Genomic DNA, 12,416 nt, shown 5'->3' with positions numbered 1-12,416 from the left:
ACCGCCCTGGTCGTGGTGTTCGCCGTGGCGCCGGGCGTCATTCCTCGGCGCGCTGCCGGGCGAGGTCGGCGTCGAGGCGTGCGGCGACGGCGGCGCGGAGGGCGGGGATACTGATCTCCTCCTCCCACTCCGAGCCCTCGGCGTAGGCGTCGATGGCCTCCTCGCCCGTCCAGGAATCGAGCTCGCTCCCGCCGCGGACGCTCTCCATGACCGCCGGGAAAATGTCGTTGGCGATCTGGTTCACGCGCTCGACGCTGGGCGCCCCAAACGGGGCGTTGATGTCGGCGAGGTCGCGGTCGCGCAGCGCCTTGTGCAGGGCGTCGATCAGGTAGGCCGGCTCCAGGCCGTGCGTCTTGGCGAGTTCGCGGACGGCGTCGCCGTCGGAGCCCTCGACGCACCAGTCGGCCCAGTTGAACACATCGGTGAACGGCTCCTCGGCGCCGTCCTCGACCGCGTCGGACGCCATGGCCTCGGCGGCGATGTCCCGGACGATGTCGGCGGCGGTGACGTGCGCGATGGTGAGGTCGGCCTCGGCCTGCTCGACGGTCTTGCCGAGCGTCCGGGCGAGCTCGGCGTAGTCGCGGTAGTCGGCCCGGTGGGCGAAAGCGTCGAGCGCCTCCGGAACGGTCTCGGCCTCAAACAGGTAGGTGGCGGCTTCGGTGTCGATGCGGATGTACGACATGGTCTCAGTTTCCTGCGTTCCGTTTGTGGCCCCCGGCTCATGCCGAGGCGGCCATGTCCGATATAATAGGACAAAATTGGCATGGCGCAAGCCCCCGAAACGCGAAGGGCCCCGGCTGCGTGCCAGGGCCCTTATCGTGGTCTCGGTATGCCCTCCACACGAGGGGAGGCTGGGTTCCGCGCTGGCGCGGAGATGAACCGGCAGGTTTGCCCTCCCGACGGGAGGAAACGCAGGCACCGACGCGGTGAACGTCGATCAAGGTTTGCCCCCCTCCGGGGAGTGGGACGACTCAATCGGATACCGAAAGCGCACCCCGAGTCAACAGGGCTATGGCCAAATCGGGTCTCGTGGATGACGATCCCTGTGGGAAGGGATCTACACGATGCTGGACGATGGGGAACTGCAGGCTCTGGCGCGCGCCGTCGCCGCGCTGGATGGTTACGATGCCGGGCGGCTGGACGAGGCTGTCCGAGCTCGCCGGGAGGAGGCCGCGGCGGATCGCCAGGCCTCGCTGCGTGCACTCAGCGACATCGAAGTCGTGAAGGCGGCCATGGCCGCCAATGAGGTTGCTAACTCCTGGCCGCCGGAGCCGGCCCTGCAGGTTCTCCGGGTCGCCGGCTTCGCCCGCGGCGACGACCTGAAAGCCCTATACGTGGCTGGCTGGAACGGTGCGCTCGCAAAGTACCCTGACGATGGTGCGGCCGAGTTCCTGCAGGGCATGAAGCGCGCCATCGAGCGCGTCCTCGTCACGGGACGCGCCTGACCATGCGCCTTCACTGGAACCGCGTCCGCCGCGCCCGCGGGCTGACCATGCCGCTGCCGCCGACGCCGAAGCGTCCCCTTGGCCCCCCGGTGCTGTTCACCATCGACGGCCACCGCATCCGCATGCGCTCGGACGCCGAGGCGGCCTACGGGTCGTGGGAGGCATTCCTCGTCCGCGTCGCCGAGGTCGGCCTCCGGGTGATTGAGGACTGCACCGACCTGCGGTCGCCCTACCTGTTCTTCGCCGAGGTGGCCCGCATCGTACCGATTGCGGAGCGCACCGACCTGTATCGGGATCACCAGCGCCGCGTGCAGGCCCTCCGGGACGTGCGCGATGAGCGCCGCGCGGAAGGCTTCCGGCGCATGGCGGAAGCCCGGACCGCGGTCGCGCCGCAGGTCGCCCGGCCGTCGTCGATCCTCGCCCGCCTGTTCCGGAGGGCCGCCTGAAATGACCGCCGAGACCACCCAACAGACCGTAGCGCGCTTCTACGCCGGGATGACGCCTGAACGGATCGCGGCCCACGAGGATTAGGTCCGCCGCTTCAACGCGTCCGACGCCGGGAAGGCCGCGGCCGCCACACGGGAAGCCGAGCGTGTCCGCCGGAAGCGAGCCGCCGAGGTTCGCGCGATGTCCGACGCGGAGGTCCTCGCCGAGGCGGTCGACATCGTCGAGCGCGGGGACGGCCTCGGCGCCGGCCTGGACTACCTGCGCGAGGCCGGATTCGAGAGGAGCGGTGACCATGGCTAACGTCATCTGCGAGACCTGCGGGGAAGACACCTGGAGCGACAGGCATCCCTGCTCGAACTGCGACACCTGCCCGCCCACCAGCAACTGGTCGGGGTCGTTCCATTTCGGCCAGGCGCTCAGGGGCATGCGCCTTGGCAAGCGCATCCGCCGGAAAGGCTGGGACCACTCCTGGGGCATCGAGAACGGCGCCCTGACCGCGCGATGCCCGGTCTACGACGAAGGGGAGGACACCGTCTGGGAGCCGCGCGACATCAATCTCGACGACGCGCTCGCCGACGACTGGGAGGTCGCCTGACATGGGCACGAACTACTTCGCCGTCCGCGACGGAACCGAGGCCAACGCGGTCCAGCACCACATCGGAAAGTCCTCGGCGGGCTGGCCCTTCTGCTTTCGCGCTTACGGAGATCTTGGCGTCCACGATTGGCCGACCTGGAGGCGGTACCTGTCACGCCCCGGCATCCGCATCGTGAGCGAGTACCGGGACCAGTTGACGGTCGAAGGTCTGGAATACCGCGTCACCGGCGCTCGCGAGCATTGGCAGGCGGTCCAGGTCGAGGACGCGATGAAGGACCCAGACCTTCGTCTGACGCTCTGTGCAGATACCCATAACTTGCCAACGACCCGCATAACCTGAATCGAACTTACCCCATATCCTGCGGACCGGGTCCGCGAAGTCGGGCAGTGATCACTGGCTCCAGGGACGCCCTCCGACGGCTCCGGCCGCCGCCCTCAATCGATGCAGGCAGCCCGAAGGACGATTGCCTCTCCGAGTCGGACTTGCGATCCCGGGCGACGCCCGGTCACGTCTTCGTAGCGGATCACGCGTTGCGCTACGCGTCACCCGCTACCTTCGGAGTCGCGCGCCCGCCTCCGCGATCCACCCCAATGTGCCTTTCGTCAGCCGGTCCTAGCATGCCTCCATCGACATCGGAGAGCGTCATGCGAGCGGGAACGGACGACCGGCAGGTGATGGTCGGCATGGACAGGGAGCTCGTCGCCATCGGCATGGGCAACGGCGGCGGGGCGCAGCACAACGACAGCATGCGCCTCCTCACCCGGCGCCTCGGGGTGCTCCCGGTCGCCGAGACGGTTCAGGAAGCCTGCATCGACCCCGCGACCCTCTCGGGGCGGACCCTCTACGACCACCGCGACAAGGGGCCGTTCCAGGGAACCGTGTTCGCCCTGACGCGCAATCCGAGCGAGTTCGCCAAGCCCATCGACATCCGCAGGCTGATCGTGACCCCCGGCCGGTCGTCGCTGTTCCGGGCCGACGAGGACCCCGAGGCCCCCACCGGCCTGGTCACGGCGTGGGTCGACGACGGCCTCGTCATCGTCGCTCACCGCAGGAGCTACCGCGACCACCTCGTCGAGATCGAGGCCGCGCTCCGACGCGGCACCCTCGCCCTGCTCGCCCCGGACGTCATGCAGGGACCCTTCCTGGTGATCTCGGACCGCGTCCCCGACACCCTCACCATCCCGACCTTCAAGCGCTACGCCGACCAGAACCTCGCGGGACGCGACGAGCCGGGCTGCGTCTTCACCGTCCCCACCTACCAGTCGGACTTCGAGGCCCTCGCCCCGACCTTCCGCCGGTAGCAGGCGTCAGGCCGCATCGTCCTCCGGCCGGCGCCTGCGGTAACGCCCGCCGCCCTCGTTCGCGAACAGCTTCCGAAACTTGACCCGTTGGTCGATCACGCCCCGCAGCAACTCCGGTCCCCACTCGCCGGGATGCTCCTCGGCCTCCTTGACGACATCGCGGCCGACCCGCCGCGAAATGTCATTCAGGTGCATCGGCTCGCGTTCCGGAAGCACGTCCCAGATCTCCTGCGCCACCCTCTGCCAGAACTCCCGCGCCTGCACGAAGCCGACGTGCCTGCGCAACTCCTCGACCTCGGACGCATGACGGGCGATCTCCGCCCGCGGCCCCGCGATGATGGCGTCGCGCGCGTCCACCATCCCGCACGCCTCGGTCCTGAGCGCACGCTCCACCGCGAGGGCCTCCGCCATGCGGATGCGGTCGCGCTCCAGCATCCCCGCGGCCTCGGCCCCCGCCGCCTCCCAAAGGGCGGCTGCAGCCTTCGCAAGCCGCGTCTCGACCGCCTCCGGCAGTTCGGAAGGCTCGATGATCGGGCTGTAGCCGCGCTTCTCCGCCCAGTCCGACAGGTGCTCGCCGACGATCCGGCTGCCGCCCGCCACGCCGGCGTTCCGGCCGACCCGCGCCCACACGTTCCCGAGCGCGACACGCTCCTTGCCCTCGGCCCGTATCTGGTCCGCCGCCCGGAAGACCTCGAATTAACGCGGGTCTTCGAGGCGCTCCATGGCCTCTTCCCGACTCGACTTCCTTCCCGCCATCGCCAGACCCCTTCCGCAGGGCGCCAGGACACGCGAGCAGGGTTAAGGAACCGTGCCGACCCCATCGCACATCGCGAAGGGCGCCATCCGGGATGCGCGATGCCCGAAATCGCGGAATCGCGTCCCTTGCGGCCACACGTTACGAAGGCGGCACGGATGCCGGTCGGCGCACGCGACAATCGACCATCCGTTCAGAGGGCGTCGTAGCGACCGTCCGGGGTTTGCCGGAAGTAGTTCTTGCGCCGCACGCGCTCCCCGACCTTCTCGGCGATCAGGGACGTGTCGATCCGCTCGAACGCGCTCTCGGCCATCTCCAGCGCGTCCGCGTCGAGCGTCGCGAGCAACTCGGACGCCGTCTTCGGGCCCTCCTTTCGGATCGCCTCGACGAAATGCTGCATCATGCGGTCCCAGAACAGCCTCGCCATGACCGCGGCGAGGCCCCGCTTGCGCCCCTCGCGCTTAGTTTTCGGCGGCTTCGAACGGGACTGCGAAAGCGCGGCGACCTGCTCCCGCAGGGCGCCGATGTCGTCGGCCATGGCAGCCAGCCGGTCGTGGGTCGAAGTGGGCCACCCGGCCGGATGCCGGTCCCCGTCCGAACCGGACGATCCCGTTTCGATGCCGTCTCCGACATGCGGTCGGGACGCGGCCAAGGCCGTGGCGACGGTCGCGAGAACGCGTTCGAGATCCTCCGGCAGGTCCAGGACGGCAAGGTGTTCGCGATAGCGACGCCGGCACTTCCAGTCGGCCAGGAGCGCGCCGAGATCGCGAACGGCGACGCCCTTGGCCGCCCCGCCACCGTCCCGCCGGAGGGCATCCCCCAGCGAAGCCACGGTGACGCGGACGCCCTGCTCGACCAGCCTGTCGGCCGCCTGATCGACGAGGATTTGCTGGACCATGCGAACGAAACCGTCGGTGGGCATCCACGATGCGTGGCAAGGGCGAAGGACCCGTGCGGCCCGTCGCCGGGCCGCACGGGCGTCATGTCATGCCTGCGGGCGATTGCGCCTCAGGCGGCGGGCCTCGGCGGCACGCCGAAGCCTCAGGCGACGTGCCTCGGCGACACCTCGAAGAATGTCCATGGCCGTCGCGGCAGGCATCAACAGGTCCGCCTGACGCGTGCGGACGAAACACCGCGCCACCGCCTCCCGCGCGGTCCGCCTCAGGTTGCCGTCCGCATCGGTCGGAGGCATGTCCGCCCCCGATATGCAGGCGTGGTCGAGGGCGGTTCGGACATCCGCCTCCTCGCGGGCGAGGAGCCGGGGGCCCTTGCGCTGCCGGGAGGCGACAGGGGGCGAGGGTGGGGCGACCGGGTCGGGGGCGGCCTCCTCGGGCCAAGTTTCTTCGGCCCCGCTCCATAGAGCTGGTTGATCGGTGGATTCGCACACGGTATGAGTCTCTCTGTTGGCCCTGTACCGGTCGTCGTCGAAAAGCTGGCCGGTACACGGACTTGGTGGGTACGTCGGTTCTCCGATGTGTCCATGGCCCCGCAAGGGAGCCGGGTCGGCCGTCGACGACGTTTGCGCGTCGTCGACGGTTGGTTCGCGGCGCCTTGCGACGATGGCCCAGGCCAAGCATGCGCCCCGCCCAATCCACGCACGCCGCCGCGATCCTCCCTCTTTTAGGCACTTAACAGCGCTGTGCGCAAGCTCCCTGGGCCTTGCGTCGTTTCAGGCTGTCGCGCGGGATCCCGCAACGATCGGAATCGCTTGCGCGCCGGTGCCCGTCGAGGGCCGAACCCTTCACCGAGCCTGGGCGATCACACCCGTCCTCCATCGACGGGCCGCCGCTCTCAGCGCTGAAAAGTCCTCCCTGTGCCGGCGGCGCCGCGGTGGCGCCATGGTCGGACGGTGCCTTGCGCTCGCGATCCCGCCCGCGGGCGAGCACCCCGGATGGACGTCGGGCAAAGTCGACCCCCGTGTCATCCGATGGGCCATCCCCGCGTCTGCGTCGCCGGAACCGCTCCGAGGCGGGATGCGACCCGCGCCATGGCCGTTTGCCATCGGACGCTCCCTGGATGCCATCCAGGGACTCGAAGGGACTCCCTTGCGATCCCGCCCCGTCGTCGACTTTCCGGCGTCGGGGGACCTCTCGGAACCGAACCGTCAGGGCGGCCGGCATCCATGCTCGAAAGGCGTAACGCATGGTGGATGGCGCTACCCGGCATGCGTTACCGTCGGAGTCGCGCAACCGGCGTCGCGAGCGCCCCCAGATATGCCTTTCGTCCGCGACTCAGGTCATCGGTCACAGCTTGCCGGACGAGGGCACGTACCGAGGTCGTCTGGAACGGCATAGCTCGGCCGCCGGTTGATGGGCATGAAGTTCCTCTCGACGCTCCTGATCGCGACGGCCCTCTGCGCCGGCATGCTGGCCGTCGCGGCCCATCAGGCCGGCGACGTGCCCGAACCGGAGCAGTGGGCCGTCGCGACGGGGGCCGAGGCGATGATCGGGACCGCCGGATCGTCCGATGCCGGGATCTCACACGACCCGAAGCCGGACCGGGCCGCACTTGGCCGGATGTCCGGCGAGGCATCAAACTCCGTGCGTGGGGCCGCCTACCGGGACGGCGGGCAAGGCTGATCCCAAGCGTTCCCCGAGCCGTCCAAATCCTCGGGCGCGGGGAATCGAACGAGCGCCATCGGAGCCAAGCTGACCCGAACCGTCGCCCCCCGAAAGGTCGCACGCGGAGTTCCGGGACATCGCCCGGCGCGGGCTCGGATCATTCCATCACGCCCCTGTTGCCGCCGCGCAGGATTTTCAGGAGAAGGATTTGGCGTTCACGCGGGAACAGGGCGCGGTCCGGCCGTCGCTTGCCGATGACCGGATCGACGAGCACGGGGATCGTGAGGCTCGTCGGACCGTCGCCACGGGCGAGGCCATCCCGCGCGGCGTTCGCTCCGCGGGCATCCTGGTCCTGAGCCTCCTCGGGATCGTCTACACCCTCTACGTCGGTCAGGAACTGATCCTGCCCATCGTCCTCGCGCTCGTCCTGAAGCTCCTGCTCGCGCCGGCCATGCGGGTCCTTCACAAGCGCTTCCGGCTGCCGAAGGCGCCCGCCGCGGCACTGCTGATCCTTGTGGTGTTCGGGGCCATCGGGGGCGTCGGCTTCACGGCCTCGATACCCGCGTCGGGCTGGATACGACGCGCGCCCGAGAGCCTGCCGCTCCTGAAGGAAAAGGTCGAGGCGCTACGCCGGCCCCTGGATGTCCTCCAGCAAGGCCTGCAGGCCCTGGAAAGCATCGCCGCGGCCAACGGGCAGGAGGGCGCGGCCGACGTCGTCACCGCGAGGCCCGCCTCCACGCTGGCGGGCAACCTGATGAGCGGCACCGCCACCCTCCTGACCCGCTTCTTCACGACGATGGTCCTGCTCTTCTTCCTCCTCGCGTCGGGCGACCGCCTGTTGCGCGGGTTCGTCGAGGTGCTGCCGACCTTCTCCGGCAAGCGTCAGGCCGTGGAGATCGTCCAGGAAATCGAGACCAACATCACGGGTTACCTGGTCACCATCACCATCATGAACGTCGGCGTCGGCGTGGTGACGGGGTTCGCCATGTGGGCCTGCGGACTGGACACGCCGCTGCTCTGGGGCGCGACGGCCTTCCTGCTCAACTTCATCCCGATCCTCGGGCCCCTCGCCGGGATCGTGATCTTCCTCGTGGTGGGCGTGCTCAGCCTGGACTGGCCTTGGTTCGCGCTCCTGCCCGCCGGTCTCTACCTGCTGATCCATATCGTCGAAGGCGAGATGATCACGCCCCTGCTCCTGGCCAAGCGCTTCACGCTCAACCCCTTCCTCGTGATCCTCTCGGTTTTCTTCTGGCACACGCTCTGGGGCATCCCGGGGGCCTTGCTCGCGGTGCCTCTGCTGGCGATGATGAAGATCGTATCCGACCGCGTCGACCCCCTGAAACCCCTGGGCCACATGATCGGGTCCTGATCGAGGGACGTTCCGTCGGCGACGTCCGTTCCCGGACGCATCGTCGGTGGCGTGCCGACGTGGGATGGACAGCGAGGGCGCTACCATCATCCCTCGACCGTGCGTCGGGATTCCCGGTGCATCCTGCGTTCGGCCGTCCTCGGGAGTGACGGAACGGCCCGTCGTTCGCAACGTTGCGGATGGCATCTGAAGCGGTGAGGAGTTCAGGATGCGACGTCGGTCCTCTCGCTTGACCGCCCTGTCCCTCATCATCGGGACGGGCATGCTGACCGCCGGTCATGGCTACGCGCAGGAGGCGGCCTGCGGGGACGGTCCCGTAAAGGTCCTGCCCGACGATACCCTGAGCCGGATCGCGAGCCGCTGCGACGTGTCGGAAGGCGCCCTCCTGGCCGCCAATCCGTCCATCGACGGGTCGGGCGACCTGCAGGTCGGCGCCACCCTGCGCCTGCGGACGGCGACCGGCCAGGGTCTCGCGGATCGCCTCAACCACCTGGGGCGCGAGGCCAACGATGCCGTGGGCCGCATCGCCGGTCAGGTCGGGGCCTCCGCCCAGGACCTGCTCGACCGGAACCCCGACCTCAAGGGACGGTTGGAGCGGCTCGGTCGGCGGATCGGACTGGCCGATGGTGCGGCCGCCCCGAGCCTGACCGTCTCGCCGGACCACGGCCCGTCAGGCTCGACGGTGACCCTGACGGCCACGGGCCTGCCGAAGGACGAGCCGCTCCTGGTTGGGGTCGGGGCGCCGAACACGGCCTTCCAGGTCCTGCAATCCGCCCGTACGTCGGGCAAGGGCACGCTGGACGTCGAGGTGACGGTTTCCGAGCGCCAAGACGATGCCCGCCTCGTGTTCGTCCTGCGAGACGGGGATGCGGTCAAGCTGACCAGCAAGCCGTTCCGGATCGCGCCCTGACCGCAGGGGCCGTCAGGGCCGGACCAGCATCCAGACGGCCATGCCGACCATCATCAGGTTCTCGGTGAGCGAGACGAAGCCGAGCGGCACGCTGGCCGAGCCGCCGACGCAGGCGCACCTGATCTCGCGCTTGTCGACGTAGACCGCCTTGAACACAGAGACCGCGCCGACCGTGCCGATGAACAGGGCGACCGGGATCGACAGCCAGGACAGCGCGCCCGCTGCCATCAGGATGCCGGCGAGCGCCTCGCAGAACGGATAGGCGTAGGCGTATCGCACCCAGCGCCGGGCCAGCAGGTCGTAGCCCAGGAACATCGAGGAGAAGCTCTCCACGTCCTGCAGCTTGAGGATGGCGAGCACGCACATGCTGAACGCGATGAACCACTCCGCCGCCCGTACCGTCAGCGGCGTCCCGAAAACGGCCTGGCTCGCCGCCAGCGCCATCAGGGCCGTCATCGCGAACACAGCCGCCACGGGCGTGTAGCTCGTCGCCTTCGGGTCGGCGACCGGCTTGCCGAGGTGGCGTCGCAGGTCGTCGTAGCCGCCGATGCGCTCGCCCGCGATGAAGGTCTGCGGCGTGGTCTTCACGCCGTACTCGGCCTTGAAGCGGTCGGTCTCCTCGCGGGTGGTCAGCCAATGGTCGTCGACCTGGAAACCCTCGCGTTCGAGCAGGTCCTTGGTCTTCAGGCCATAGGGGCAAACGTGCTTCTCCATCACCATGCGATGGACGGTGGCCCTGAGGGTGGTGTCGAGCATCGAGGAATCCTTTCGGAATGCGCCGGGAGGTGGGTCGTCCGAACCCTGACGAAGCGACTGCGGCAATCGCCCTCCCGAGCTGCGTTGCGCGGAACTTCTTGACCCAGAAATGGGGCTTCCCACGGTTGGAAGGTCAAGGGCTTCACCGTGAGGCGCACGGCCGTATCGGCGATGTGTCCGGCCTCCGTGGGACCGGACATACGAAACGTCCGGGGCGGGCGGGTGTTCGTGAACCTCCGACCGCCGCGGACACCGGTCCCGCCTCCGCCGGTCCAATCGCCCGTATTCCAGGGCGCCCCGGCGCCGGGTTGCATGCGGCGCCCCTTCAAAAAAACCCGATCCCGATGAAGCTCCCGTCTGCCCTCGCCGCCGCGGTCGCGGCGTCCCGGCTCGGACAACCGGCCTTCGCCGGACCCGCGACCGCCCCCGTCGAGGCGCTCTCGGCCGGGACGTCGCCGATTAGATACGTCCAGTTCCGGCGCCTCGGCCACCGGCACCATGGCTTCCGACGCGGATACGGCTACCGTCGCGGCTATGGTCGGGGCTACGGCTACGGGCGTGGTTACGGCTACCGTCGCGGACCGGGCGTCGGCGCAGATGTCGGCGCAGACGTTGCGGGCCTTGCCGCGGGCGCCATCATCGGGGGCGCCATCGCCAACTCCGAGGCCTAGACGGCGCAGGGCGCGGTCGGCTCGGAAGCCGTGGCAGCATGCGCGCCGGTTCCGGTCCCACGATGCGTCGAGCGGCACCTATCTCGGCAACGACGGCGACCGCCACGCCTGCCCGTGGGCGAGGGGTCGTCCCCTCGTGACGTCAGCCAGAAGCCACGGTCAGGCCGCCCACGTTCGCGGCCATGACCAGGCAGTAGCCGGCGAGCAGCACGATCCCGAGCACGCCCATCAGGATGTCCGAGACGCGCGGCATTCCACCGGGGCGATCCGCGAACGCGAGTTGCTTCCAAGGTCGCCGACGGTTCGGGAAGCGTGGCAAGGCAAGCCTCGGCTGCTCGGATTTTATCGGTCCACGGCGTGACGCGGCACGGAGGGCTTGTCGTTCCCGGTCAGGACCCGAGGGCGACGAGAAGGCTGAGCAGGACGATGCATCCGAGGATGGCCAGGCCGGCCGCGTGAATGGCACCGGGCGGCGCGGGGGTGGCGTTATCGTTGGCCGGTCCCGGGAGCTCGCTCGGCCAGCGTCGCCACCTGCTGCACGCGGAGGGCGCGTGAACCCGAACGACTTCGGTATCCGGACCCGGCTCACGTCGGCACGTCATGGGCGTGATACCGGTTGCGGACCTGGTCGGGGGCGTGGTCGGTCGCCATGAGCCCTCCGCCGTACCGGGCCCAGTCCTCGATGGAGCGTTCGGCCTGCTGCGCCGGTTCGGTGACGAGCTCACCCGGCGGCGAGACGATGCGAGCCGGTCTCCGAAGCACGCGGACCAGCCGTGCCGTTCGACGCATCGCTTGCCTCATGGCGATCCCAACCGCTCGACCGAGAGAACCCCGGACCGTCGCCGGAGCGCGACCCGGACGGACAAGGCGATGGCCAGGACCTCGTATGCGTTCGCATCGAATGCAAGCCTGGCGTGGATAGGGCCCAGGCGGCTGTCAGGTTTACCCCGACGGGGTTGCGGTCTTCTCTGACTGATCGGGGCACCTTCGGCGACCCAGATGACCGTTCGAGCCGGAAAGGCCGCGCCACATCCGTCCAGGCGCGTTCGCCAAGGCCGGAATGCCGGCCGAGCCCTTTCTCACCACCGCGCGGCCAGGCATGGCCCATTCGGAGTCGCCCCATGAAACGCATCGCAGTCGCCCTCGCGGCGGTATCGAGCCTCGTCCTGTTCGCCCCGTCCAGCGAGGCGAGGCCCTTCGGCAGGGGGCATGGCTTCCACGGACACCACGGCGGCTTCGGCGGCTTTCATGGACATCACCGCGGCTTCGGGGGGCATCGCGGATTCCGCGGCATCGGTTTCCGCTCGCACCATCGCGGGTTCGGCGCCCATCGCGGCTTCGGACACGCACGTTATGGATACGGACGCCATTACGGCCGCTACGGGTACCGCCGCGGCCATCGTGGTCTCGGCCTCGCGGCCGGCCTGGGCCTCGGGTTCGCCGCCGCGGCGATCCGGCCTGCCTACTACGGCCCCTCGTACGGCTATCGCTCGGGATACGCCCCCGTCGGCTACGGCTACGCCCCGGTCGGCTACGGCTACGGCTACGGCTCGCGCCAGCCGTCTTACGGCTGCGGCTACTAGGCTCCGCGCGTGAGCCGGGAGCG

General features: G+C 69.4%; 13 protein-coding genes and 2 pseudogenes. 10 read left to right on the top strand and 5 right to left on the bottom strand.

All coding sequences use genetic code 11. From position 1 onward, the window contains the following. Window positions 1–37: 37 nt before the first annotated feature. Window positions 38–682, bottom strand: a complete 645-nt coding sequence (locus BM396_RS16270) for a hypothetical protein (RefSeq protein WP_043387726.1) — start codon at window positions 680–682, stop codon at window positions 38–40. A gap of 382 nt (window positions 683–1,064) precedes the next feature. Between BM396_RS16270 and BM396_RS16265 the strand changes: the two genes are divergently transcribed. The 5 genes from BM396_RS16265 to BM396_RS16245 all read left to right on the top strand — a co-directional run bounded on the left by BM396_RS16265 (window position 1,065) and on the right by BM396_RS16245 (window position 3,789). Further along, window positions 1,065–1,445, top strand: coding sequence for a hypothetical protein (locus BM396_RS16265; RefSeq protein ID WP_043387728.1), 381 nt, complete (start codon window positions 1,065–1,067; stop codon window positions 1,443–1,445). A 2-nt stretch (window positions 1,446–1,447) separates the two neighbouring features. After that, window positions 1,448–1,891: a hypothetical protein gene (locus BM396_RS16260; protein WP_043387730.1), complete on the top strand. Its 444-nt coding sequence runs from the start codon at window positions 1,448–1,450 to the stop codon at window positions 1,889–1,891. Window positions 1,892–2,184: 293 nt separating this feature from the next. After that, entirely contained in the window at window positions 2,185–2,487 is a 303-nt protein-coding gene (locus BM396_RS16255) for a hypothetical protein (RefSeq protein ID WP_043387731.1), read from the top strand. A gap of 1 nt (window position 2,488) precedes the next feature. After that, window positions 2,489–2,827: a hypothetical protein gene (locus tag BM396_RS16250; protein WP_043387732.1), complete on the top strand. Its 339-nt coding sequence runs from the start codon at window positions 2,489–2,491 to the stop codon at window positions 2,825–2,827. A gap of 305 nt (window positions 2,828–3,132) precedes the next feature. Further along, window positions 3,133–3,789: a hypothetical protein gene (locus tag BM396_RS16245; protein ID WP_043387735.1), complete on the top strand. Its 657-nt coding sequence runs from the start codon at window positions 3,133–3,135 to the stop codon at window positions 3,787–3,789. Between the two features lie 6 nt (window positions 3,790–3,795). Here BM396_RS16245 and BM396_RS16240 read toward each other — a convergent pair. Together BM396_RS16240 and BM396_RS16235 are read right to left on the bottom strand one after the other, a co-directional pair. After that, window positions 3,796–4,470, bottom strand: a pseudogene (locus BM396_RS16240) (DNA-binding protein); the annotation flags it as partial. 266 nt (window positions 4,471–4,736) lie between these two features. Then, entirely contained in the window at window positions 4,737–5,441 is a 705-nt protein-coding gene (locus tag BM396_RS16235) for a hypothetical protein (protein WP_043387739.1), read from the bottom strand. A gap of 1,417 nt (window positions 5,442–6,858) precedes the next feature. Here BM396_RS16235 and BM396_RS16230 point away from each other — a divergent pair. From BM396_RS16230 to BM396_RS16220, 3 genes are all read left to right on the top strand, one after another. Next, window positions 6,859–7,122, top strand: coding sequence for a hypothetical protein (locus BM396_RS16230; protein WP_139239501.1), 264 nt, complete (start codon window positions 6,859–6,861; stop codon window positions 7,120–7,122). A 190-nt stretch (window positions 7,123–7,312) separates the two neighbouring features. Then, entirely contained in the window at window positions 7,313–8,473 is a 1,161-nt protein-coding gene (locus tag BM396_RS16225; RefSeq protein ID WP_043387741.1) for an AI-2E family transporter, read from the top strand. Window positions 8,474–8,702: 229 nt separating this feature from the next. Then, window positions 8,703–9,383: a LysM peptidoglycan-binding domain-containing protein gene (locus BM396_RS16220; RefSeq protein ID WP_043387743.1), complete on the top strand. Its 681-nt coding sequence runs from the start codon at window positions 8,703–8,705 to the stop codon at window positions 9,381–9,383. Window positions 9,384–9,395: 12 nt separating this feature from the next. Here BM396_RS16220 and BM396_RS16215 read toward each other — a convergent pair whose 3' ends face one another. Then, window positions 9,396–10,139 (bottom strand): glutaredoxin family protein, encoded by a 744-nt coding sequence (locus BM396_RS16215; RefSeq protein WP_043387745.1) that lies wholly within the window; start codon window positions 10,137–10,139, stop codon window positions 9,396–9,398. A gap of 344 nt (window positions 10,140–10,483) precedes the next feature. Between BM396_RS16215 and BM396_RS16210 the strand changes: the two are divergent. Continuing rightward, window positions 10,484–10,925: pseudogene (locus BM396_RS16210) on the top strand (BA14K family protein); the annotation flags it as partial. A gap of 470 nt (window positions 10,926–11,395) precedes the next feature. Here the strand turns inward: BM396_RS16210 and BM396_RS16200 are convergent. Then, on the bottom strand, window positions 11,396–11,599 hold the full coding sequence (locus tag BM396_RS16200) for a hypothetical protein (protein ID WP_091994857.1): 204 nt from the start codon (window positions 11,597–11,599) through the stop codon (window positions 11,396–11,398). Window positions 11,600–11,931: 332 nt separating this feature from the next. Here BM396_RS16200 and BM396_RS16195 point away from each other — a divergent pair, with 332 nt between their 5' ends. Further along, the gene (locus BM396_RS16195) at window positions 11,932–12,393 is read left to right on the top strand and encodes a hypothetical protein (protein ID WP_091994853.1); all 462 of its coding nucleotides are present in this window, start codon (window positions 11,932–11,934) and stop codon (window positions 12,391–12,393) included. Window positions 12,394–12,416: the final 23 nt, after the last annotated feature.

This window comes from Methylobacterium sp. UNCCL125, from assembly GCF_900116795.1.
In the GTDB taxonomy this organism is placed as follows: domain Bacteria; phylum Pseudomonadota; class Alphaproteobacteria; order Rhizobiales; family Beijerinckiaceae; genus Methylobacterium; species Methylobacterium fujisawaense.
This window is presented reverse-complemented; position numbering and strand designations above follow the sequence as displayed.